This is a genomic window from Streptomyces sp. NPDC021212, from assembly GCF_044332925.1.
Taxonomy (GTDB): Bacteria; Actinomycetota; Actinomycetes; order Streptomycetales; family Streptomycetaceae; genus Streptomyces.
Map to the genome: position 1 here is coordinate 451,214 of NZ_JBIRPZ010000004.1, position 22,362 is coordinate 473,575.

Below are 22,362 nucleotides of genomic sequence, written 5' to 3' on the forward strand. Positions count from 1 at the left end.
TCAGGCGCGATCGACGACCGGGCGGTCGCCGTTCGCGGCAATTCGGGTGAATTGCCCTGTTGTCAGGTTTGCACAGTCCGTCGAGGTCGGCACCCCGCGTCCCGGTGGACTGTCGCACGCAAAGTCACCTCTTCTCGGCAGACGGTGCTTTTACGGACATGAAGGGCATGCGAGGCTCGCCTTCCGGGAAATCCCGGTGTAGATGTATCTCTATGGCCCGGTTTATGGGTCGATCGTGGGTTGCCCGCATATTCCCCGGTCGGCGCCCACGAAGTCGGCGGCGTGAGCGCCCTCAGGAGGCGGGGCGGCGCACCCGGGCATGGCTGAGCGTCCGCAGCGTCGCAAGCCAGGTCTTCGTCCTCCAGCTGATCGTCGTGATGCTGCTCGGCGCCGCGGCCACCGTCGCCCTGGTGCTTCAGGTTCGGCACGACGCCACCGACGAGGCCCGTGCCCGCTCGATGGCCGTCGCCGAGTCCTTCGCCCACGCGCCGGGGATGGTCCAGGCCCTGCGCAGCCGCGATCCGACCGCCGTGCTCCAGCCGAAGGCGGAGGTCGTCCGGAAGAAGACCGGGCTCGACTTCGTCGTCGTCACGGACGACAAGGGCATCCGGCTCACCCACCCCAAGCCCGACCGGATCGGCAAGCGCTACGTCGGCGGCATCGACTTGGCGCTGCGGGGGCACCCCACCACCGGTATCGGCCCCGGCACCCTGGGCGAGGCGATGGACGCGCTGGTGCCCATCTTCGACCGCCACCACAAGGTCGTCGGCGCGGTCGGCGCGGGGGTCACGATCAAGACGGTGAGCGGTCTCGCCGATCGCCAGATGCCGCTGCTCATCGGCGCCGTCACCGCCTCGCTCGCCCTGGCCACCGGCGGCACCGCGCTGGTCGGCAAGCGGCTGCGGCGCCAGACCCGGGGCCTGGAACCCGGCGAGATGACGCGGATGTACGAGCACCACGACGCGGTGCTGCACGCCGTGCGGGAGGGCGTGCTGATCGTCGACGTCGACGGCCGGCTCGTGCTCGCCAACGACGAGGCGTCCCGGCTGCTCGGCCTGCCGCCGCGCCCCGAGGGGCGCCCGGTCCACCAGCTGGGCCTGGATCCCGGGATCGCCGGTCTGCTGGTCTCCCGGCGCGTCGTCACGGACGAGGTGCTGGTGGCGGGCGACCGGCTGCTGGCGGTGAACAACCGGCCCACCGACCGCGACGGCGGCCCGCCCGGCAGCGTCACCACCCTGCGCGACTCCACCGAGCTGCGCGCCCTCTCGGGCCGCGCCGACGTGGCCCAGAGGCGGCTCAAGCTGCTGTACGACGCCAGCGTGGAGGTCGGCACCACGCTCGACGTGGGGCGCACCGCCGAGGAGCTGGCGCGGGTGGCGGTGCCGCGGTTCGCCGATTTCGTCACGGTCGACCTGGCGGAGCCCGTACCGCGCGGGGATGAGCCGACCGCGACCGGTGCCGCCCAGATGTGCCGGGCGGCCGTCCACGGCTTCCGGTCCGACCACCCCTTCTACCCCGTCGGCAAGCGGTTCACGTTCACCGACTCCGCGCCCCAGGCGCGGGGCCTGGGCAGCGGGCGGCCGGTCGTCCAGGACGATCTGACCGGGGAGTACGGCTGGCATGCCCACGATCCCGAGCAGATGGCCAGGATCCTCGACTACGGCGTGCGGTCGCTGGTCACCGTGCCGCTGCGGGCCCGCGGCGTGCTGCTCGGCCTGGTCAACTTCTGGCGGATGGCGGAGCGCGACACCTTCGAGGAGGAGGAGATCACGCTCGCCGAGGAGCTGGCCTCCCACGCGGCTGTGTGCATCGACAACGCCCGCCGCTACACCCGCGAGCACACCATGGCGGTGACCCTCCAGCACAGCCTGCTGCCGCGCGCCGTGCCCGCGCAGAGCGCCCTCGACGTGGCCTTCCGCTATCTGCCCGCCGAGTCGGGCGTCGGCGGGGACTGGTTCGACGTCATTACGCTGCCCGGTGCCCGGGTGGCGCTGGTGGTGGGGGACGTCGTCGGGCACGGGCTGCACGCGGCGGCCACGATGGGGCGGCTGCGGACCGCGGTGCACAACTTCTCCACCCTCGATCTGCCGCCCGACGAGATCCTGACCCACCTGGACGACCTGGTGGCCCGCATCGACCAGGACGAGAGCCCCATCGGCCAGGACGTCCCCGGGGGCGGGGGCGAGCCGCTGACCGGCGCGACCGGGGCCACCTGCCTCTACGCGATCTACGATCCGGTGACCCGGCGCTGCACCATGGCCCGGGCCGGTCATCCGCCGCCCGCGGTGGTGAGCCCGGACGGCTCGGTGGAGTTCCCGGACCTGCCCGCGGGGCCCCCGCTCGGCCTCGGCGGGCTGCCGTTCGACACGGCCGAACTGGAGCTGGCCGAGAACAGCCATCTCGTCCTCTACACCGACGGGCTCATCGAGGACCGCCGCCGGGACATCGACATCGGTCTGGAGATGCTGCGCGCCGCCCTGGCCCACCCGGGGCGGTCGCCCGAGGAGATCTGCACCGAGGTGCTCGACGCGATGCTGCCCGCCCAGCCGGGCGACGACATCGCGCTGATCGCCGCCCGGACCCGGGTGCTGGGCCCCGGCCGCGTGGTGTCCTCGGACGTGCCGTCCGACCCCGCCGCGGTGGCCGGAGTGCGCGCCGAGGTGCTGCGGCAGCTGGAGGAGTGGGGCATGGAGGAGGTGGCGTTCACCGCCGAACTCGTCCTCAGCGAGCTGATCACCAACGCCATCCGGCACGCCACCGGCCCGATCCGGCTGCAGCTGGTCCACGACCGCGGCCTGATCTGCGAGGTGTCCGACACCAGCAGCACCTCGCCGCATCTGCGGTACGCGACGACGACCGACGAGGGCGGCCGCGGGCTGTTCCTGGTCGCCCAGTTCGCCGAGCGCTGGGGGACGCGCTACACCGCGGGCGGCAAGGTCATCTGGGCCGAACTGGCGCTGCCCGAACCGCCCGAGCTGCCCCACCTGCCGGGGCCGTCGGCGCCGCCGGAGCCGTACGGGGCCTCGCCGCCGGCTCAGTCGTCCCGGCCGCCGGCGGTGCCCGAGCCGTCCTGACCGTCGCCCACCGAAGCCGCCGCGTCCGCGGCGAACCGCTCGACCAGGACGTCCAGCCGCTCCCGCTGTCGCTCCGGCGGGATCCGCCCCGCGCGGGCCAGTACGCGCCTCGGCAAACGGGCCCCCGCCGGGGCCGGTTGTGTGCAGGATGGGATACGTGACCCCAGCTCAGAACCGTTCACTTTTGGCTCGATCGGGCGGCATCCGGTCCCGGGCCCCGACGCTGACGGACCGTCATTGCCCGTGTGCCGAGCGGGGTCGTTCAAAATCCTCTGAGCAGTACTAGCATGTGCCGCCCACGGCTTGATGTCCGCGTGGTCCACCCTCAACCCTCGAACGCGCCCATGAGGACCTGATAGATGTCAGCACATATATCCAGCCATCCCTACAAAGGGCCTGCCGCATCCCGGCAGGCCCTGGCCGTGCCGCTGCTGGCCGCGGTCGTCGCCGGCGGGGCGGGGGCGTGGGTGACGGCAGCGGTGCCGGAATCCCAGCGCGTCCTCGTCGCCGTCTCCTTCGCGCTGGTGGCCGTTGCTCTGATCGTGGCCCTCGCGGTCGCCGCCCACCGGTCGCGGACCATCGGCCGGCTCCAGTCCCGGATCGCGAGCCTGGAGGCCTCGGCCGCGCAGCACTCCGCGGAGGCTGCCCGGCTCGCTGACGAAACGATTCCCGCTGCGGTGAAGGGCCTGCGGGACGGCGGCTCGGTGGACGCCGTGCTGGCGCAGGTGACGAAGCCCGGCGACCAGGCGCACGGCCGGGTGCTGCGCACGGTGGTGCAGGAGATCGGCACCGGTGAGCGGATGCGCGCCTCCGCGATGGCGGCGTGCGCCAACGCCGCGGGCCGCGTCCAGGCCCTGGCCACCAGCATGCTCGCGGACCTGCGCGAGATGGAGAACCGGCACGACGAGGCCGTCCTCGGCGACCTGCTGAAGATCGACCACACCACCGCCCAGACGGGCCGCATCGCGGACAGCATCGCGGTGCTCACCGGCGCCCGCTCCGGGCGCCGCTGGACCAAGCCCATCGTGATGGAGTCCATCCTGCGCGGCGCGGTCGGCCGGATCAGCGCCTATCAGCGGGTACGGGTCCACGCGGCCAGCAACGCCGCCGTGGCCGGGTACGCCGCCGAGGGCGTCATGCACGCCCTCGCCGAGCTGATGGACAACGCCACCAGCTTCTCGCCTCCCACCGAGGAGGTGCACGTGTACGTCGAGGAGACCCACACCGGCGTCGTCGTCACCATCGAGGACGGCGGCCTGGTCATGGGCCCCTCCGCGCTGGCCCGCGCCCAGAAGGCGGTCTCCTCGCAGGCTCTCGACCTGACGTCCCTGTCCGGCACCCGGCTCGGCCTCGCGGTCGTCGGCTGTCTGGCCCGCAAGCACGGGCTGACGGTCTCCTTCCGCCCGTCCGCCCGGGGAGGTACCGGCGTCGTGGTTCTCATCCCGCAGCAGCTGATCACGCACGTCAACCAGGACGCCGTGCCCGGGGCCCGGCCGCGGCCCGCCGCCCCGGCCGGGCGTCCGGTGGAGCCGGCCGGTTCCCGGGTGTCCGCCGTCGCCGAGCGCGCCGAGCCGGTGGCCGAGGCGCCCGCCCCCGCGGCCCCGCCCGCCCCGTCAGCCCCCTCCGCGCCGCTGCCCGAGGAGGTGCCCTCCGCGACCGAGGGGACGACCTCCGACCCGTCCGATGACTCCTCCGGCGCCGACGCCCCGGCGGAGAAGCGCGTCAACGGGCTGCCCCGGCGCCGCCGCGGCGAGACGCTCGCCGCCGCCACCCGGGCCACGCCCCGCCCCGCGCCCGACACCAAGCCGAAGCCTCCGCGTACCGACGCCGGAGCCCGCTTCGGTGCGTTCCGTGACGCCACGCGCGGCTGCCCCAACGGCGGTACCGACGGGCGTAACACCACGTCGGCGGCGTCCGCAGAAGCCACCGGGGCCATGCCGTCCGACGAGTCCGCCGAGCCCGCCGAATCCGCTGAGTCCGCAGAGAACGACCAGCCGTGATGATAGGAACGCCGATGAACACCACAGACCGCAGCTTGGACTGGCTGTTGGAAAACCTGCTGGAGAAGACGCCGGGCGCCCGGCACGCGCTGGTGCTGTCCCGGGACGGGCTCAAGCTGTGCCTCACGTCCGGGCTCTCCGTGGACCAGGCCGACCAGCTGGCGGCCATCGCCTCGGGAATCCAGAGCCTCTCCCACGGCGCGTCGATCGAGTTCGGGGACGGCAGTGGCGGCGTCCGGCAGTCCATGACGGAGTTCCACGGGGGAATTCTGTTCATCGTCGAGGCGGGCGAGGGCGCCCACCTGGCCGTCGTGGCGCACGACGAGGCCGACGTCGGCATCATCGGGCACAACATGAACGAACTGGTCGAGCAGATCGGCGACCATCTGCGGGCGGCGCCCCGTACCTTCGCGAACGGCGGCCGTGGCGGCGGGACGAACGCATGATCCGAGGGCCGCTCGACAGCGAGGACCCCGACCGGCTCTACACCGTCACCGGCGGCCGCAGCCGTGTCGACGAGAGCCTGTTCGACATGGTCACGCTCATCGTCAGCGAATCCGAACCCTCACTCGGCATGCAGTCCGAGCACGTCAAGATCCTGCGGATGTGCCGGCGGCCCATGGCGGTGGTGGAGATCTCCTCGTACCTGGGAATGCCCGTCAGCGTGGTCAAGATCCTGCTGTGCGACCTGCTCGACACCGGCAAGATCACCGCGCGTCATCCGCATGCGGCCCGCCCGGACAACGGAGGGTTGCCGGAGCCCGAAACGCTGAAGAAGGTGCTCGTTGCACTCCAGAACCTCTGACCGCGCCGACGTCCGGGCACCGCTGCGGGCGAGCGCGAGCGACGGCCTCAAGATCGTGATCGTCGGCGGCTTCGGCGTGGGCAAGACGACGATGGTCCAGTCGGTGAGCGAGATCCGCCCGCTCAGTACCGAGGAGACGATGACCCAGGCGGGCGTCGGGATCGACGACGCCTCGTTCGTCCGGTCGAAGACGACCACCACGGTCGCCTTCGACTTCGGCCGCATCAGCCTGGACGAGCAGATGGTGCTCTATCTGTTCGGCGCGCCCGGGCAGGAACGTTTCTGGTTCCTGTGGGACCGGCTCTTCGCCGGCACCCTGGGCGCGGTCGTCCTGGTCGACACCAACAGGCTCTCCGACTCCTGGTACGCCATCGACCGTCTCGAATACCACGGGACGCCGTTCATCGTGGCCCGCAACAACTTCACCGAGCCGCAGCACACCCTGGAGGAGGTCCGGGACGCGCTCGATCTGCCCTCGGACATCCCCGTGATCGACTGCGACGCCCGTGAGCGCGAGTCCAGCAAGGCCGTGCTGGTCGCGCTGGCCCGCCACCTCTACTCCCTGTCCACCTCCTCCGCCGCCGCCCGGGAGACCACCGCGTGACCACCCCGGACCCCACGTCCCCGCTCGTGGACCCCTTCTCCCCCGACGCACCGCTCCAGGGCTGGCCGGAGCAGCCGGACGCGGTGCGGCTGGACATGGATCTGCTCCGCAGCGATCCGGACGAGCTGTACCGCAAGCTCCGCCGCGAGCACGGCCCCGTCGTGCCCGTGCTGCTCGAACCGGACATCCCCGTCTGGATGGTGCTCGGCTACCGGGAGCTGCTGCGGGTCACCACGGATCCCAAGCTGTTCGCCCGCGACTCGCGCCGCTGGCACTCCTGGGACCGGGTCCCGCCCGACTGGGAGTTGATGACGTTCGTCGCCTACAGGCCGACGATGCTGTTCACCGAGGGCGCCGACCACGAGCGCCGGTCCGAGGCGATCATCGACAGCATGGAGGCCATCGAGCCGTTCGAACTGCGGGCGCAGTGCGAGCGGGTCGCGGACGCGCTGATCGACGTCTTCGCGGGCAGTGGCCGCGCCGATCTGATGGCCGAGTACGCCAGCCAGATCCCGCTGCGGGTACTGAACCCCATGTACGGCCTGGGCGACGATCCCGCCCTGACACAGGAGACGGTCGACCTGGTCAGCGGGAAGGCCGGACCGGAGGCGTTCGACAGGCTGACCAACCGGATGGTGGCACTGCTGGAGCACACCCGGGCCAACCCCGGCGCGACCAACATCGCCTCGGTGCTGGCGTTCCACCCGGCGGGGCTCACCGACGACGAGATCATCAACGACCTCCTGGGCAACGTCTACGCGGCCCACCAGCCCACCACCGACCTGATCGGCAACGCGCTGCGGCTCATGCTGACCGACGAGCGGTTCGCGGTGACCATGTCCGGCGGGCGGCGCAGCGTGGGCCAGGCGCTCAACGAGGTGCTGTGGGAGGCCACCCCGGTGCCCAACTGGGTCGGCCGCTGGGCCTCGGAGGACACCATGTTCGCCGGGCACCACATCCGTAAGGGCGACTGCATGATGCTGGGCCTCGCCGCGGCCAACGCCGACCCCGACGTACGCCCCGACTTCCGCGCCGGGGCGTCCGGCAACCAGGCCCACATGGCCTTCAGCCACGGCACCCACGGCTGCCCCCAGGCCTCCCGCGAGCTGGCCGAGAACATCGCCATGGCCGCGATCGAGGTCCTGATCGACCGCCTCCCGGACGTGACCCTCGCGGTCGCCCCGGAGGAGCTGCAGTGGCGCTCCTCGCTGATGATGCGCGGCGTCTCGTCCATCCCGGTCGAGTTCACCCCGGCCTTCGCCCGCTGACCGAAGCCTTCCGGCCCCGGCGGTGCCCCCGCACCACTGCCGGGGCCGCTTGCTGCCCGCCGGCGGCTCAGTGCAGCCCATCGCGACAAACTGCTGCGCGCCGCCACCACGGTGTTCGGCGAGCGCGGGCTCGAAGCCCCGCTGGAGGACCCCAGCCCCTGGGGCGGGTTCGTCGGCTACGTCGAGGGGCTCTTCGCCCTGCAGGCCGAGGACCGCGGGCTCAACGACGCGATCGCCCAGGGCTTCCCCGCGGCCACCGAGCTGAACGAGGCGTCCCGCCCCTGCCTGCGGCACACCGAGCGGGTCATCGAGCGCGCCAAGGAGGGCGGCCGGCTGCGCGCCGACTTCGAACCGCAGGATCTCGCCGTTCTCATCTGGGCGATGTCCCAGGTGATCCGGCAGTCCATGGACACGGCGCCGCGGGCCTGGCGGCGCTGCCTGCGGTTCTTCCTCGACGGTCTGCGCGCCGACGCCGCCCACTCGCTCGCCGAACCCGCCCTGACCCAGGGCCAGATGATCCGCATCGTGGAGCGCTCGGCGGCGCGGGACTGAGCGGGGGATCGCGAAACGCCGGGATGCGGGGCTGCAAGCGCGCTGGACCTTCCCTCCCCGCGTACGGAAGGTCCAGCACGCTTACCGGATGGCTCGCCCTTAATGCTCGCGGGCGCGCGTTAAGTTGGAGGCGTCACCGTATCCGGACGTGGGCACGTCACGCAATGGCGTACTGGCCGGTAGCGGCTCAAAGAAGTGAAGATCTCGTGCGCCCGGTTCGGGCGGGACATAGGGTCGGCCCGTTACCGACCCCATCCGCGGCACAGGAGACATGGCGGCTCACCATCCATGAACGCGCGACCACCCCACGGCTCGGCGCGCCCCGGAGGGCGCACGGCACGGACCCGCGCCGCCGTGCTGGCCGCCCTCTACGACGCCCTCGGTGCCGAGTCGTTCAGCACCCTCACCCTCGACAAGCTCGCCCAGAGCTCCGGGGTGCACGTGTCGACCATCCGGCGGCGCTGGCGGTCGGTGGAAGGGGTCGTCCTCGATCTGCTGGCCGAGCGGGCCGCCACGCTGCCCACCCCCGACTCGGGTGACTTACGGCGGGACCTGCATGAACTCGCCCAGTCCATAGCGGACTTCAACAACGCGCTGCGCAACCGCAACGTCATCCAGGGGCTGGTGGCCGCCGCGGCCCACCATCCACGGGCCGAGGAGATCGTCCGCGACACCTTCGTCGGCCGGATCGAAGCGCGGGCCCAGATCGTGCGGCACGCGATCGACCGGGGTGAACTGCCCGCGGACACCGACGGCAAGGGCGTCATCGCCGCACTGGCCGCGCCCTTCTACTACCGGGTGCTCATCCTGCGCCGGCCCATCGACGCCCGGCTGGTGCGTACCAGCGCCGAGGCGGCGTACGCGGCGGCGCGGGCGGGGGTGTTCCGTACCGGGGCGGACGGGCAGTGAGACCCCCGGCCCATGCGCGCTGGGCCGGGGGCGCTACCGGGAGGGTTCAGGAGCGGGCGCCGCGCTCCTTCAGCATGTCGGCCATCAGCTGGATCTCCGACTGCTGGGCCTTCACCATCGTCTTCGCCAGCCGCTTTTCGGGCGCGTCCTCGACCAGCCGGGCCGCGCTCTCCGCCATCGCGACGCCGCCCTTGTGGTGGGCGGTCATCAGCTTCAGGTAGAGCACCTCGGCCGCCTTGCCCTTGGCCTTGCGCAGCTCGTCCAGCTCGGTGTTGGTGGCCATGCCCGGCATGAGCGAGCCGTCGTGCGGCTTGTAGTCGGGGTCCATGCCCTTCATCGAGCCGTGGTCCATGCCCTCCATGTCGTCCGACGAGTCGTGCTTCATCCACGTCATCGGCGGGTCCTCGGACGTCCGGTCCAGCCCCCACCTGTCCAGCCAGCCCTGGAGGATCCCGCGCTCGGTGGCCTGCGCGGTGAGGATGTCGAACGCCAGCCGCCGCACGTCCTCGTTCCCGGTGCGGTCGCGCACGATGAGCGACATCTCCACCGCCTGCTGATGGTGGGTGGACATGTCGCGGGCGAAACCGGCCTCGGCGGAGGTGTCCTTCGGGGTGCCGGTGCCGGTCGTGCCCTCCGAGCGGTCGCTCATCAGCCACACCACCCCCACCGCCACCAGCGTCAGCACCGCGAGGGCGGCGGTGATCCCCGCCACCAGCGGCTGCCGTGACGCGCGGCCGACGGCGGAGGTCCCGTCCGTCACGACGACTTCCCGTTGGTGCAGTAGGCGTTCGGCTCGGGGGTCTGCTTGCCCTGGACGAACTTCTTGAAGAAGGCGGCCACCCGCGGGTCCGACGCCTTCTGGATGTCCAGCTGGTTGCCCCAGGCGTTGAGGACTATCGGCGCGTCCTGGTCCTTGTAGGGGCTCATCAGCGAGTACGGGGTCTTCTTCACCCGGGCCTGGAGGGTCGCGATGTCCTCCTTGGACGCCTTGTCGCTGTACGTCACCCACACCGCGCCGTGCTCCAGCGAGTGCACGGCGTTCTCCTTGGTCAGCGGCTTGTCGTAGACGTCGCCCTGGCAGTTCTGCCAGACCTGGTTGTGGTTGCCGCCGACGGGCGGCGACATCGCGTACTTCACGGTGCCGCCCACATGGGTGCGGCCCAGGTTCTTCCAGGTCTTCATGCCCTTGAACTCACCGGTCTTCACGACCGAGGAGGTGACCTTCGTGGCCTTCTCCTTCTTCTTATTGCCCGCGTCGACCAGGAAGAAGCCGCCGACGGCCAGCCCGGCGACGATCACGGTGCAGGAGGTGATGGTGATGATCCGGTACCTGCGCTCGCGGGCCTTCTCCGCGCGGCGCAGCTCCTCTATCTTCGCGCGGCGCTCGGCCGCGCCCTTCGTCTTCGATCCCTTGGAAGCCATGGCTGTCCCAGTCCTCGCAGTTCTCGCACTGTCGCACTGAATGAGTGAAGTGGTGGCGGATGTCGGCGGTCGGCCTAGGTGCGGAGTACTTGGAGCTGATGAAGGCCGAGGGCGTGGACGTGTCTGTCGGGCGGCGCCCGTACGGAGTCCGTGCCCCGAGGGCCGTCCGGCGGCCGGAAACCGGCGAGGGCGGGCGGCGGGACGGGGGCGGGGACCAGGGCGGGGTTCCCGCCGCGGGGACCGGCCACGCAGTCGTCGCTGCCGCCGCCCGGGGGCTTCGCGTCGTGCCCCGTGGCCGGGGCGTCGGGCGCGGTGTGGAACGCGGCGATGGGGACGGCCGGGGCCCGCCTGGGTGACGACGGCGCTTCGAGCCGTGGTTCGGCCACGAGACGGTGCCGGCAGCCCACCGATACCGGCGGGTGGTCGCCGCCGGAGTGGACGCACGACGGCGCCACCCACAGCACCGCGCCGAGGAGTGCGACGACACGTCTGAGCGCGGAGCGCGCGGTGGCTCGCACCGCGCGCTTCCCTATGCCGTCGTCTCCGCCCCGCCCACTGCCCATCGCGCCAGATCGTAACCAGTGGGCCTGCCGGGGCTGAATGGGTAGTGCGGCAATCACGTCATGCTCCGTGCTCGGGGTGCGCGGATGCGTATCGTGCGCACCTGATAGGTGCCTGCGTGCGCTCATGCGCACATGATGGGCACAATGGGTGGTGGGGGACGGACCGTGTCCGGTACGAAAGCGCGAGGAGGGCGGACGCCATGGACGAGCGGCGCGGACATGACCACGGACATGACCACGCGCACACCCACGGCCGCGGTGCCCGGTGGCGCCACCGGGCGGGCCATCTGCCCCGCCTCCACTCCCACACCTCCGCCGACAAGGTGGACCGGGCCCTGGAGTCCTCCGCCCGCGGCCTGCGCGCCCTGTGGACCTCCCTCGCCGTCCTCGGCGCGACGGCCGTCGCGCAAGCCGTCGTCGTGGCCGCCTCCGGCTCGGTCGCGCTGCTCGGCGACACCGTCCACAACGCCGCCGACGCCCTGACCGCCCTCCCGCTCGCGCTCGCGTTCCTGCTCGGCCGCCGCGCCGCCACCCGCCGCTTCACCTACGGGTACGGGCGGGCCGAGGACCTGGCCGGGATCGCGATCGTGCTCACCATCGCGGCCTCCGCCGCGTTCGCCGCCTGGACCGCCACGGACCGGCTGCTGCACCCGCGCGACATCGAGCAGCTGCCCGCCGTCGCCGCCGCGGCCGTGGTCGGATTCGTCGGCAACGAATGGGTCGCCCGCTACCGCATCCGCGTCGGCCGCGCGATCGGCTCGGCCGCCCTCGTCGCCGACGGTCTGCACGCCCGTACCGACGGCTTCACCTCACTGGCCGTCCTGCTGAGCGCGGCCGGTGCCGCCCTCGGATGGCGGCTCGCCGACCCCCTGGTCGGCCTCGCCATCACCGCCGCGATCCTGCTGGTGCTGCGCGACGCCGCCCGCGAAGTGTTCCGCCGGGTGATGGACGCCGTCGACCCGGACCTGACCGACGCCGCCGAGCGGGCGCTGCGCGCCGTACCGGGCGTACGGGACATCGGCGAGCTGCGGCTGCGCTGGATCGGCCACCGGCTGCGCGCGGAGGTCGCGGTCGTGGTCGGCGCCGAGCTGACCGTACGGGAGGCACACCGGGTCGCGGTGGACGCCGAACACGCCCTGCTGCACGCGGTGCCCCGGCTGACCGCGGCCCTGATCCACGCCGACCCGGCCCCGTCCGCCCGGTGTCCCGATCCGCACGCCCCGTTGGCCCACCACACCGTGTGATCAGACCGCGCTGACCGGGGCGATCAGCCCGGCCGTGGAGGCCGGGGGCACGGGGCCCACGCGGGCGCTGACCAGGTCGCCGCGCTCCAGGAACCCCGTACCGCTCAGGTCCACGTGGACGCGCAGCCCGTAGGCGTCGTCGGGGTCCAGCTCGCCCGGGACCGTGACGCTGAACGGGATGTGGCCGGCCGGGCTCAGCGGCACATCGGTCTGCACCTGCGCCCCCACGACGGAGGTGGCCACATCGGCGCGGGACACATTGCGCACTTCCACCACCACCCGGGCCGCCCGGACCGTGGGGGTGTCCGGGGGCAGGGACACGATGCCGCTCAGGACACTGCTCATGCGCGCCATTACATGCCACCCGCGCCCGGGGTGTGACACGGTCGGGCGTCCCGTACGGCCATCCGGGTGGGGAAACCGCCGGGGCCATGGGTCCCGATCCGGTCATGATCCGGTCATGAATCCGCTCCCTGGCGCGTCGCGTGCCGCCCGCGCCCGCAGAATCGGGGGCGGAAGCTCACGGACCGCCGGCCGGACGGGGAGCCGCCGTACAGGGGCGGCCACGGCCGCGCGGACGGGGAGCGACCGCCAACGGGAGAACACAGATGAAGCGCATAGGCATCGTCGCCGTGGCCGCCGCCACGGCGCTGCTGGCCACGGGCGGCGTCGCCCAGGCCGCGAACAGCGGGGTGGGCTGGAAGCTGGAGAGCGGCAGCCCGTACTACATCGAATCGCTGCGCCACCACTCCACCTACACCCTGTCGTTCGTGACGAAGGCCGCCCGGGACCGGCTCACGCCGTATCTCAGGATCCCGGTCGCCCAGCTGAACGCCCTGCCGGAGGTCAAGGCCGCGGGCATCACCTTCAAGGTGTCCACCACGGTCGAGGGCGGTACGAACCTCAAGAACAAGAAGTACTGCGCGGGGCCCCGGAACCACATCATGTTCACGCTGGCCCACCGCCCGCTGAACGGGAAGAAGGGCATGTCGCAGGCCAAGCCCTGTTACAACACGACCGACAACAGCGCCTGGGGCGGATACGTCCTGATGGACGACGAGTACTGGAACAGCGCGGGCAAGGAGAACGGCTGGTTCAGCTCCGACAAGGCCAGGAACACGGCGATGACCCGCAACGCGGTCACCCATGAACTGGGCCACATGATGGGTCTCGACCACCCGAACCCCTCCTCCTTCGACCCGAAGGAGAACAAGCCGGTGATGACGTCGCCCAACGGCGGCTATCTGAACGCGAACGGCGGGAAGTACACGGCCGCGGACCAGCGCGGCATCAGGAAGCTCGTCTCCAACGGCGGCTGACGGCCCCGTACCGGACGCGGCCCGGAATCCCGGGCCGCGTCGTGTGGTGTTTCAGGCGCTCAGGCCGAGCAGCGCTCACCGTTGAGGCTGAAGGCGCGGGGCGGGGAGTTCTGGCCGTTCCAGGTGCCGAGGAAGCCCACGGAGAAGGGCTTGCCCGCGTCGACCTTGTGGTTGTAGTCGGCCGGAGTGGTGGTCACCGTGGAACCCTGCTGGGTGAATTGGCCGTTCCACATCTGGGTGACGCGCTGGGATCCGGGGAAGTCCCAGGAGACCCGCCAGGTGTCGAGCGCACTGCGGGAGGTCAGCGTGACCTCGGCCTTGAAGCCGTCGGGCCATTCGGTGACAACGTTGTAGCGGGCCGTGCAGCCGGGCTGCTCGCCCGGGGGTTTCCGGGGGGAGTCGCCGGGGGGCCGGTGGCCCTCGCCGGAGTCCTGCGAGCCGGAGGGTGAGGCGGGCGGCGGCGAGGTGCGCTTCCCGTCCTTCTCGCCCTTGTCCCCCTCGCCTCCCTCGTCCCCCTTGCGGTCCTCGCCCTCCGGGTCGTCCTTCCCGGGCTTGCCGCCCACGCCGTCGCCGCTGCGGGAGGAGGAGGGCTCGGCGGAATCGCCCGGGTGGCCGGGTGTCCCGGTGCCCGCCGGTGTGGTGTCCGAGGGGGCGCCGGGGGCGGTGGTGTCGCGGGTGACGTGGGCCTGCTCCCCGTTTCCGCCGCCGGACACCGCGGCGGTTCGCGTTAACGCCACCATCATGGCCAGCGCCACGACGGCCACCACCGCCAGCGCGACCGTCGCCGTACGGGCTCTGCGCACGCTGTGCGCGGCTCTCCGGCGCCCGGTCGGGCCGAGTCTCTGGCGCAGCAGGCGCGGCGCCATCATCAGCGGTCCGCCGACCTTGTCCAGGACCCGGTCCCGTAACGGGATGTGGACGGCGTGCGAGGCCGGTGCGTGCGACGGGGAGGTGGCGCCCGGGGTCCGCTCGGCGGCTCTTCGCCGCCGCGCCACATAGCCCGATCCGCCCCAGCCGAGCACCCCACCGGCCAGCGCGTTGGGCAGCCCGCCACCGTGCAGGTACAGGCAGGCGGCGGCCTCGCGGCAGTTGCGGCAGCGGGCGAGGTGCTGCCACAGGTCCGCGGGGGAGTGCGCATCGGGCGAACGGGTGGCCGCGTCCAGCAGCTTGGCGTAGCTGCGGCACTCCTCATGCGCGAGGGTGTCCAGATGGTTGCGCTGGCAGCGCTGCCGGAAGGCGTACCGGACCCGGGCTATCTCCTCGGCGGCGTACTCGATGTCGCCGCCCAGCTGCCAGGCGACCGCCTCGACCGGCAGTGACTCCACCTCGACTTCCCACAGCAGCGCCCCGTCACGTTCCCCCAGGTCGCGCAGTCCGCGCAGGGCGAGCGGCTGTTCGCGGGGCGGGACGGCGTAGCGGGCGACACCCGTGGAGGAGAGCCAGACCCGCAGCTCCGGGTCGAGCCGGTCGCCGTCCCGGTGGGTGTGCCAGTCGGCTGCGGTCTTGCGTACGGACGTCAGGAGCAGCGGAAGCCACGGCAGCCGCGGCCCCCACGAGCGGGCCCGCCGGTTGCGCGCGGCCCGGATGCCGCGCCGGAACGCCTCGGTGGCCAGCCGCATGCCGTCTTCAGGGGTGGTGGTGCACAGGTCCGCGTAGTCGGCTACCGCGTCCCAATAGAGGTTGAGCAGGTCCGTCGGGGAGACGGCGTCGGTGTCCGCTGGGGAGACGGACGGTTGGCCGGGTGGCGCGAACGCGCCGTCCCGGGATGCCGAGTGGTCGGGCATGGAGGCACATTCCTCACTCACGAACAGTGGCGCCCCGCCGGGGGGCAAGCCTCTCACATGGGGCCGCGGGGGTGGGCAGCCAACAGCACAGATCTGGCTCGGAGTTGGGGATCCCCTTCACGGGTGGGCCGAGCCTTTCACGTCCGTGAGTCGACTGACAAGAGACGATAGAGGAGTGGCGAAGGAGTTGTGGCCAAGGGTCCCGAACCGATGAGTGACGTTGTGTCAGAAATAGCTATGACGCAGCGTCAGAAGTCATCCCTGACGCGCCATCAGGCGCGTATTCCGCCGATGATCCCGGGGTGCAATCGCCCCATCGCGTCGCGAAACGCGTGGTTCGGGCGTTAAGGTTCACCACTCATGCGGATGTAGCCATCACGCATCGCGACACGGGTAGCCGCGGGGGGACGTTCCGAAGCGGCTGTGCACATAGGGGGGAACCTATGCACGAGATGATCAAGGGCGGCAACGTCGGACTCGCCGCGCTGAGCGAGGACACCGGCTCCGTGATTCTGAGCCTGGGCTGGTCCACCGCCACCGGTGAGGGAGACGCGGACGTCTCCGTCCTGCTGCTCGACGCGGGCGGCAAGGTGCGCAGCGACGCGGACTTCTACTTCTACAACAATCCGGCCGCGGCCGACGGCAGTGTGCAACTGCTCGGCAAGACGCCGACGGCCGACGGCAGCGAGGACCGCATCAGCCTCGATCTGACCGCCGCCCCGGCCGACGTCGACCGCATCGTCGTGGCGGCCAGCCGGTACGGCGGCGCCCGCTTCGGCGACCTCGCGGACCTCCGGATGACGCTCGCCGACCGGGCCGGGGAGACCCTGCTGGGGTTCACCATCGAGGACGCGGGCGTGGAGACCGCGTTCATCTTCGGGGAGCTGTACCGGCGCGGCGAGGAGTGGAAGTTCCGGGCCGTCGGCCAGGGATACGAGTCCGGGCTGGCCGGGTTGGCGACGGACTTCGGCATCGACATCGACGATGACGCCCAGGACGACGCCCAGGACGACACCGACGACGAGGGCGCCGGGCAGGAACCGGAGGCGGCGGAGACCGTCGCGGTCGAGCAGGAGCCGTCGCCCGCGGCGCCGCCGACCGTCCCCGCCCAGGCGGCGGGCCCGGTGGCGGAGGCGGCACCGGCGGCGCCCCGGCGCCCCCGTACGGCGAAGAAGAAGGTCACGCTCCCGAAGGTCGCCAAGAAGTCGCTGGCCGAGAACGACTCCTGGCGGCGGGCCCGGCTCTTCCCGGTCTCCTCGCTCAAGAGCGACCGCGAACGCGAGATGCGCGCCACGTCCGTGCTGCTGTCGGTGATCGCCCAGGTGCCGGAGTTCGGGCGTCGGCTCACCGCCGCGTTCGGTGCGCCGGCGGGCCGTATGGAGACCTTCACGGAGGTCTCGCTGCCGCACGGGGGCAACGCCCCCAAGCGTCCCGACGGCGTGATCCGGGTGGAGCGGGCCGGCAAGCTCTGGACCGCCCTGGTCGAGACCAAGACCAACGGCAATCCGCTCAAGCCCGAGCAGGTACAGGACTACATGGACATCGCGGCACGGCGCGGCTACGAGGCCGTGATCACCCTGTCCAACGATGTCGCCCTGGAAGGCAGCCCGCTGGTCGACATCAAGATCGACGGGCGGCGCAAGCACAAGGTCGCGCTGTGGCATCTGTCCTGGGCCGAGGTGACCCATCACGCCCAGATGCTCATCCGGCACGAGGGCGTCGGCAACCCCGCCCACGCCTGGCTTCTCCAGGAACTGCTGCACTATCTGCAGCACGAGAACTCCGGCTGCCACGGCTTCCAGAACATGGGCCCGGCCTGGGTGCCGGTGCGCAACGGCATCGACGACGAGACCCTGTGCCAGGGCGACCAGCGCGCCATCGATGTGGTCGAGAGCTGGGAACGGCTGATCCGGCAGGTGTGTCTGCGGCTCGGTGGCGAGCTGGGCCAGCGGACGCTGCCCGTCCAGCGTGCCAAGCGCGGCACGGACCAGCGCTCCCGCCGCGCCGCCCTCGCCGACCAGTTCTGCCAGGACGGCCGCCTCCACGCCGAGCTGCGCATCGAGGGCACCACCGGGATCCTCGGGATCGTCGCCGACCTGCGCACCGGCAAGCTGCGCACCTCCCTCGAGATCCCGGCGCCCGGCCAGGGCTACCCCCTGACCTGGGTCAAGCGCCTGGTGCGCCAGCTGGCCGAGGCCCCGGCCGACCTCCACATCGAGACCCTCGTCGAGGGGCAGAACGGCGGTCCGCGCGGCACGCTGGAGCGGCTGCGCCCCGAGCCGGGCGATCTCCTCCCCAAGGACGGCGACCGGATCACCGGCTTCCGGCTGTCCCTCTTCAAGAGCATGGGCAGCACCCGTGGCAATGCCGAGTCGGGCTTCATCCGCAGCGTCGACGACGCCGTGGACCGCTTCCACGCCGGGGTCGTCGCTCAACTGGAGCGCCGCCCGGCCCGCCGGGCCGCCGAGTAGCGCCCCGGGAGAAGGCAAAGCTCACAGGCGCAGGAAGGGGATTGTGCAGGGGACGTAATCGCCCGCGATCGGCGGCTGTGACGCGCTCGCAACCGGGAGTTTTTACGGTGTGCTGCAGTGGGAGAGGCCCACCGCGAGCGGGAGAGGGGCAGTCGTGACGGCATCGGCTCGGTCGGCGGAGCCGGCACGTACCGACCCTGCCGCGGGGGCGGCGGGATCGGTGCGGACCGTGTGCTCGTACTGCGGGGTCGGGTGCGGGATCGTGCTCGAGGTCGGGCGGGACGCCGAGGGGCGCCGGACGGCGCTGAAGGCATCCGGCGACAAGGCGCATCCCGCCAACGCCGGGCGGCTGTGCACCAAGGGCGCCACCAGCGCGGAGATGCTGGCCGCGCCCGGGCGGCTGGAGACGGCGCTGTCGCGGGACGACCGGGGGGCGGAGCTCGCGGCGGCCCCGGTGGACGAGGCGATCACGGCGACCGCGCGGCGGCTGCGGGCGATCCTCGACGAGCACGGGCCGGACGCGCTCGCCTTCTACGTGTCCGGGCAGATGACACTGGAGGCGCAGTACCTGGCCAACAAGCTGGCCAAGGGGTTCATCGGCACCAACCAGATCGAGTCCAACTCACGGCTGTGCATGGCGAGCGCGGGCAGCGGCTACAAGCTGTCGCTGGGGGCGGACGGGCCGCCCGGTTCGTACGAGGACTTCGAGCACGCCGACGCGTTCCTCGTCATCGGCTCCAACATGGCCGACTGCCATCCGATCCTGTACCTGCGGCTCATGGACCGGGTGAAGGCGGGCGCGAAGCTGATCGTGGTCGATCCGCGGCGCACCGCGACCGCCGCCAAGGCGGATCTGTTTCTGCAGATCAAGCCGGGTACGGATCTGGCGCTGCTCAACGGGCTGCTGCGGCTGCTGGTCGAGGGTGGGTACACCGATCAGGAGTTCATCGAGGAGCACACCGAGGGCTGGGACACCATGCCCGCCTTCCTGGACGACTACCCGCCCGCGCGGGTCGCGGAGATCACCGGCATCCCGGAGGCCGACATCCGTCAAGCCGCGCGGTGGATCGGGGAGGCCGGGGAGTGGATGAGCTGCTGGACGATGGGGCTCAACCAGTCCACGCACGGCACCTGGAACACCAACGCCCTGGTCAACCTGCACCTGGCCACCGGCGCGATCTGCCGCCCCGGCAGCGGGCCCTTCTCGCTCACCGGCCAGCCCAACGCCATGGGCGGCCGGGAGATGGGGTACATGGGGCCGGGGCTGCCCGGGCAGCGGTCGGTGCTCGATGCGGAGGACCGGGCGTTCACCGAGGAGCTGTGGGGGATCGAGCCCGGCACGCTGCGGGCGGACGGGTCGGGCAAGGGCACCGTCGAGATGTTCCGGCGCATGGCGGACGGCGAGATCAAGGCGTGCTGGATCGTCTGCACCAACCCCGTCGCCTCCGTCGCCAACCGCCGGACGGTGATCGAGGGGCTGGAGGCGGCCGAGTTCGTCGTCACCCAGGACGCGTTCGCCGAGACGGAGACGAACGCGTACGCGGACGTGGTGCTGCCCGCCGCCATGTGGGCCGAGGCCGACGGCGTGATGATCAACTCCGAGCGGAGTCTCACCCTCGCCCGGCAGGCGGTCGACCCGCCAGGCGAGGCGCTGCCGGACTGGCGGATCATCGCCCGCATCGCCTGCGAGATGGGGTACGGGGACGCCTTCGGCTACGAGAGCGCGGAGGAGATCTTCGAGGAGATCAAGCGCGCCTCGAACCCGCGGACCGGCTATGACCTGCGCGGGGTGACGTACGGGCGGCTGCGCGAGACCCCGGTGCAGTGGCCGGCGGCGCCCGGCGACGGCGACGACCGCAACCCGGTCCGCTACCTCAACGACGGCGTCAGCCAGACCCTCGCCGTCCGGGAGGACGGCACCCGGCCCCGGCTGGTGTTCCCCACGCCGAGCGGCCGCGCCGTCTTCCACGCCCGCCCGCACATGGACGCCGCCGAGCTGCCGGACGACGACTTCCCGTATGTCCTGAACACGGGGCGGCTCCAGCACCAGTGGCACACGCTCACCAAGACCGGCAAGGTCGCCAAGCTGAACAAGCTCAACCCGGGGCCCTTCGTCGAGCTGCATCCGCGGGACGCGGAGCGGCTGGGCGTCGGCGAGGGCGACGCGGTGGAGGTGGCCTCGCGGCGCGGGCGCGCGGTGCTGCCCGCGGTGGTGACCGACCGGGTGCGGCCGGGTAACTGCTTCGCGCCGTTCCACTGGAACGACCTGTTCGGCGAATACCTCAGCGTCAACGCGGTCACCAGCGACGCGGTCGACCCGGTGTCCTTCCAGCCGGAGTTCAAGGTGTGCGCGGTGTCGCTGGCGAAGGTCGCGTCGGCGCCGCCGGCCTCGGAAACCCCCAGTGCCTCGGACGCCGACGGGCTCGCCGGGACGTTCGGCCTCGGCGATCTGACCCCGCCGGTCCTCACCGAGCCCGAGCGCCAGTATCTGCGCGGCTTCCTCTCCGGGCTGCACGGTGCGGTGCCGAACCCGAGCGCCCAGGCCACCACCGCCGTCCCCGTCCTGCCCCCGGACGCGCCCTTCTCGCCCGAGCACGCCCTGTGGGTCAACGGCGTCCTGGCCGGGGCGTTCTCGCGCGCCACCGCCCCCGCCCCGGCGGCGGCCCCGGACACCGCGGGTCAGGGGCGCGAGGTGGTCGTCCTGTGGGCCTCCCAGACCGGCAACGCCGAGGACGTCGCCGGTGCCACCGCCCGCCGCCTCGCCGAGACCGGACGCGAGGCCAGGCTGCTGGAGATGGACGGCCTCGCCGTCGCCACCCTGCCCCGCCCCGCCGACCTCCTCGTCATCACCAGCACCTTCGGCGACGGCGACGCCCCCGACAACGGCTCCGGCTTCTGGGAGTCCCTGGCCGCCGCCGACGCGCCCCGCCTGGACGGCACCCGCTACTCCGTCCTCGCCCTCGGGGACTCCACGTACGACGACTTCTGCGGCCACGGCCGCCGCCTGGACGAACGCCTCGACGAGCTGGGCGCCGTACGCCTCGCCCCGCGCACCGACTGCGAACCCGACTACGACGAGCCCGCCCGCGCCTGGCTGGACGCCGTCCTCGACGCCCTGGGCACCGCGGCGCCCGAGGCCCCGGCGCCGACGAACCGGGCCCCGAAAGCCCCGGCGCCGAAGGATCCGCGCCCGAAGGCCCCCGGCCGCCCCACCAAGGCCGAGCCCTTCACCACCCGCCTCACCGGCAACCGGCTGCTGAGCCTGCCCGGCGCGGCCAAGGAGGTGCGGCAGTTCGCGTTCGACACCGGCGACGGCGCGCTCGCCTACGAGGCTGGGGACGCCCTCGGCGTCTGGCCCGAGAACTGCCCCGACCTGGTCGCCGAGTGGCTCGCCGTCACCGGCCTCGACCCGGCCGCCGAGGTGGCCGTCCAGGCCGTGCCCGGCACGGACCTGGTCCCGATGCCGCTCGGCGACGCCCTCCGGCGCCATCTGGAGATCGCGAAGATCACCCCGGACCTGCTGCGCTTCGTCCTCGACCGCACCCACTGCCACGACCTCAAGCGGCTGATGCGCCCGGACAACAAGGACGGTCTGGCCCAGTGGACCTGGGGCCGCCAGGCCGTGGACGTCCTCGCCGAAAACCCGGTGCGCGCCTCCGCCCAGGAGTGGGCCGACGTCCTCAAACGGCTCCAGCCCCGGCTGTACTCCATATCCTCCAGCCCCCTCGCCCACCCCCACGAGGTGCGGCTGACCGTCTCCGTGGTGCGCTTCGAGAGCCGCGGCGGGATGCTCCGCAAGGGCGTCGCCTCCACCCATCTCGCGGACGCCGACACCGACCGCCCCGTGCCCGTCTTCGTCCAGCGCGCCCCGGCCTTCCGGCCCCCGGCCGACCCCACGACACCGATGGTGATGGTCGGCCCCGGCACCGGCGTCGCCCCGTTCGTCGGCTTCCTGGAGGAGCGCCGGGCGCGCGGCGCGACCGCCCCCAACTGGCTGTTCTTCGGCGAACAGCGCCGCGCCACCGACTACTACTACGAGGACGAACTCGACCAGCTGCGCCGCCACGGCACGCTCACCCGGCTCGACACCGCCTTCTCCCGCGACCAGCGGGCCAAGGTGTACGTCCAGGACCGGATGCGCGAACACGGCGCCCGGCTGTGGTCCTGGCTCCAGGACGGCGCCCACTTCTACGTCTGCGGGGACGCCACCCGGATGGCCAAGGACGTCGACCGGGCGCTGCGTGACATCGCCGTCGCCCACGGCGGGCTCGACGAGGACGCGGCCGAGCTGTACGTCAAGCAGCTCGCCGCCGACAAGCGCTACGCCCGCGACGTGTACTGAGGCAC

Annotated in this window: 18 protein-coding genes; 12 read left to right on the forward strand and 6 right to left on the reverse strand. The window is 72.2% G+C overall.

The genetic code is table 11. The annotated features are described in order from the left end of the window. Nucleotides 1–224: 224 nt before the first annotated feature. Nucleotides 225–3,074: a SpoIIE family protein phosphatase gene (locus ACH4SI_RS13505; RefSeq protein ID WP_398295850.1), complete on the forward strand. Its 2,850-nt coding sequence runs from the start codon at nt 225–227 to the stop codon at nt 3,072–3,074. Here the strand turns inward: ACH4SI_RS13505 and ACH4SI_RS13510 are convergent. Then, the gene (locus ACH4SI_RS13510) at nt 3,035–3,190 is read right to left on the reverse strand and encodes a hypothetical protein (RefSeq protein WP_398295851.1); all 156 of its coding nucleotides are present in this window, start codon (nt 3,188–3,190) and stop codon (nt 3,035–3,037) included. The genes ACH4SI_RS13505 and ACH4SI_RS13510 overlap by 40 nt on opposite strands. 243 nt (nt 3,191–3,433) lie before the next feature. Between ACH4SI_RS13510 and ACH4SI_RS13515 the strand changes: the two genes are divergently transcribed. The 7 genes from ACH4SI_RS13515 (at nt 3,434) to ACH4SI_RS13545 (ending at nt 9,212) form a co-directional block, all read left to right on the forward strand. Further along, the gene (locus ACH4SI_RS13515; RefSeq protein WP_398295852.1) at nt 3,434–5,074 is read left to right on the forward strand and encodes an ATP-binding protein; all 1,641 of its coding nucleotides are present in this window, start codon (nt 3,434–3,436) and stop codon (nt 5,072–5,074) included. 14 nt (nt 5,075–5,088) lie between these two features. Then, complete coding sequence (locus ACH4SI_RS13520; protein WP_398295854.1) at nt 5,089–5,520, forward strand: roadblock/LC7 domain-containing protein; 432 nt, start codon at nt 5,089–5,091, stop codon at nt 5,518–5,520. Continuing rightward, nucleotides 5,517–5,879 carry a DUF742 domain-containing protein gene (locus tag ACH4SI_RS13525; RefSeq protein ID WP_398295855.1) on the forward strand — a complete coding sequence of 121 codons (363 nt, stop codon included), beginning with the start codon at nt 5,517–5,519 and terminating at the stop codon, nt 5,877–5,879. The genes ACH4SI_RS13520 and ACH4SI_RS13525 overlap by 4 nt, the downstream gene beginning before the upstream one ends. Further along, the gene (locus ACH4SI_RS13530; RefSeq protein WP_398295856.1) at nt 5,860–6,483 is read left to right on the forward strand and encodes a GTP-binding protein; all 624 of its coding nucleotides are present in this window, start codon (nt 5,860–5,862) and stop codon (nt 6,481–6,483) included. Before ACH4SI_RS13525 ends, ACH4SI_RS13530 begins: the two co-directional genes overlap by 20 nt. Then, a complete protein-coding gene (locus tag ACH4SI_RS13535; protein ID WP_398295857.1) occupies nt 6,480–7,751 on the forward strand; it encodes a cytochrome P450 in 1,272 nt (423 codons plus the stop codon). Before ACH4SI_RS13530 ends, ACH4SI_RS13535 begins: the two co-directional genes overlap by 4 nt. Before the next feature lie 111 nt (nt 7,752–7,862). Beyond that, the gene (locus tag ACH4SI_RS13540) at nt 7,863–8,303 is read left to right on the forward strand and encodes a hypothetical protein (protein WP_398295858.1); all 441 of its coding nucleotides are present in this window, start codon (nt 7,863–7,865) and stop codon (nt 8,301–8,303) included. 288 nt (nt 8,304–8,591) lie between these two features. After that, nucleotides 8,592–9,212, forward strand: coding sequence for a TetR-like C-terminal domain-containing protein (locus ACH4SI_RS13545; protein ID WP_398295859.1), 621 nt, complete (start codon nt 8,592–8,594; stop codon nt 9,210–9,212). 46 nt (nt 9,213–9,258) lie between these two features. Here the strand turns inward: ACH4SI_RS13545 and ACH4SI_RS13550 are convergent, their stop codons facing one another. The 3 genes from ACH4SI_RS13550 to ACH4SI_RS13560 form a co-directional block, all read right to left on the reverse strand. Then, nucleotides 9,259–9,972, reverse strand: a complete 714-nt coding sequence (locus ACH4SI_RS13550; protein ID WP_398295860.1) for a DUF305 domain-containing protein — start codon at nt 9,970–9,972, stop codon at nt 9,259–9,261. Continuing rightward, the gene (locus tag ACH4SI_RS13555; protein WP_398295861.1) at nt 9,969–10,634 is read right to left on the reverse strand and encodes a DUF3105 domain-containing protein; all 666 of its coding nucleotides are present in this window, start codon (nt 10,632–10,634) and stop codon (nt 9,969–9,971) included. The genes ACH4SI_RS13550 and ACH4SI_RS13555 overlap by 4 nt, the downstream gene beginning before the upstream one ends. A 74-nt stretch (nt 10,635–10,708) precedes the next feature. Continuing rightward, nucleotides 10,709–11,152: a hypothetical protein gene (locus ACH4SI_RS13560; protein ID WP_398295862.1), complete on the reverse strand. Its 444-nt coding sequence runs from the start codon at nt 11,150–11,152 to the stop codon at nt 10,709–10,711. Nucleotides 11,153–11,397: 245 nt separating this feature from the next. Here ACH4SI_RS13560 and ACH4SI_RS13565 point away from each other — a divergent pair, with 245 nt between their 5' ends. After that, a complete protein-coding gene (locus ACH4SI_RS13565; protein ID WP_398295863.1) occupies nt 11,398–12,441 on the forward strand; it encodes a cation diffusion facilitator family transporter in 1,044 nt (347 codons plus the stop codon). Here ACH4SI_RS13565 and ACH4SI_RS13570 read toward each other — a convergent pair whose 3' ends face one another. After that, on the reverse strand, nt 12,442–12,786 hold the full coding sequence (locus ACH4SI_RS13570; protein WP_179935572.1) for a hypothetical protein: 345 nt from the start codon (nt 12,784–12,786) through the stop codon (nt 12,442–12,444). It lies immediately after the preceding gene. 263 nt (nt 12,787–13,049) lie between these two features. Between ACH4SI_RS13570 and ACH4SI_RS13575 the strand changes: the two genes are divergently transcribed. After that, nucleotides 13,050–13,760 carry a hypothetical protein gene (locus ACH4SI_RS13575; RefSeq protein ID WP_398295864.1) on the forward strand — a complete coding sequence of 237 codons (711 nt, stop codon included), beginning with the start codon at nt 13,050–13,052 and terminating at the stop codon, nt 13,758–13,760. A gap of 59 nt (nt 13,761–13,819) precedes the next feature. Here ACH4SI_RS13575 and ACH4SI_RS13580 read toward each other — a convergent pair whose 3' ends face one another. Continuing rightward, nucleotides 13,820–15,544 (reverse strand): cellulose binding domain-containing protein, encoded by a 1,725-nt coding sequence (locus tag ACH4SI_RS13580; protein ID WP_398295865.1) that lies wholly within the window; start codon nt 15,542–15,544, stop codon nt 13,820–13,822. Between the two features lie 443 nt (nt 15,545–15,987). Between ACH4SI_RS13580 and ACH4SI_RS13585 the strand changes: the two genes are divergently transcribed. Both ACH4SI_RS13585 and ACH4SI_RS13590 read left to right on the forward strand, forming a co-directional pair. Then, the gene (locus ACH4SI_RS13585) at nt 15,988–18,015 is read left to right on the forward strand and encodes a TerD family protein (RefSeq protein WP_398295866.1); all 2,028 of its coding nucleotides are present in this window, start codon (nt 15,988–15,990) and stop codon (nt 18,013–18,015) included. 220 nt (nt 18,016–18,235) lie between these two features. Next, nucleotides 18,236–22,357, forward strand: coding sequence for a molybdopterin-dependent oxidoreductase (locus ACH4SI_RS13590; protein WP_398296059.1), 4,122 nt, complete (start codon nt 18,236–18,238; stop codon nt 22,355–22,357). Nucleotides 22,358–22,362: the final 5 nt, after the last annotated feature.

Coding starts and splice junctions, on each gene's coding strand:
- ACH4SI_RS13565 (WP_398295863.1), top strand. CDS start 11,398: ATGGACGAGCGGCGCGGACATGACCACGGACATGACCACGCGCACACC.
- ACH4SI_RS13515 (WP_398295852.1), top strand. CDS start 3,434: ATGTCAGCACATATATCCAGCCATCCCTACAAAGGGCCTGCCGCATCC.
- ACH4SI_RS13520 (WP_398295854.1), top strand. CDS start 5,089: ATGAACACCACAGACCGCAGCTTGGACTGGCTGTTGGAAAACCTGCTG.
- ACH4SI_RS13555 (WP_398295861.1), bottom strand. CDS start 10,634: ATGGCTTCCAAGGGATCGAAGACGAAGGGCGCGGCCGAGCGCCGCGCG.
- ACH4SI_RS13585 (WP_398295866.1), top strand. CDS start 15,988: ATGCACGAGATGATCAAGGGCGGCAACGTCGGACTCGCCGCGCTGAGC.
- ACH4SI_RS13570 (WP_179935572.1), bottom strand. CDS start 12,786: ATGAGCAGTGTCCTGAGCGGCATCGTGTCCCTGCCCCCGGACACCCCC.
- ACH4SI_RS13505 (WP_398295850.1), top strand. CDS start 225: ATGGGTCGATCGTGGGTTGCCCGCATATTCCCCGGTCGGCGCCCACGA.
- ACH4SI_RS13525 (WP_398295855.1), top strand. CDS start 5,517: ATGATCCGAGGGCCGCTCGACAGCGAGGACCCCGACCGGCTCTACACC.
- ACH4SI_RS13580 (WP_398295865.1), bottom strand. CDS start 15,544: ATGCCCGACCACTCGGCATCCCGGGACGGCGCGTTCGCGCCACCCGGC.
- ACH4SI_RS13575 (WP_398295864.1), top strand. CDS start 13,050: ATGAAGCGCATAGGCATCGTCGCCGTGGCCGCCGCCACGGCGCTGCTG.
- ACH4SI_RS13545 (WP_398295859.1), top strand. CDS start 8,592: ATGAACGCGCGACCACCCCACGGCTCGGCGCGCCCCGGAGGGCGCACG.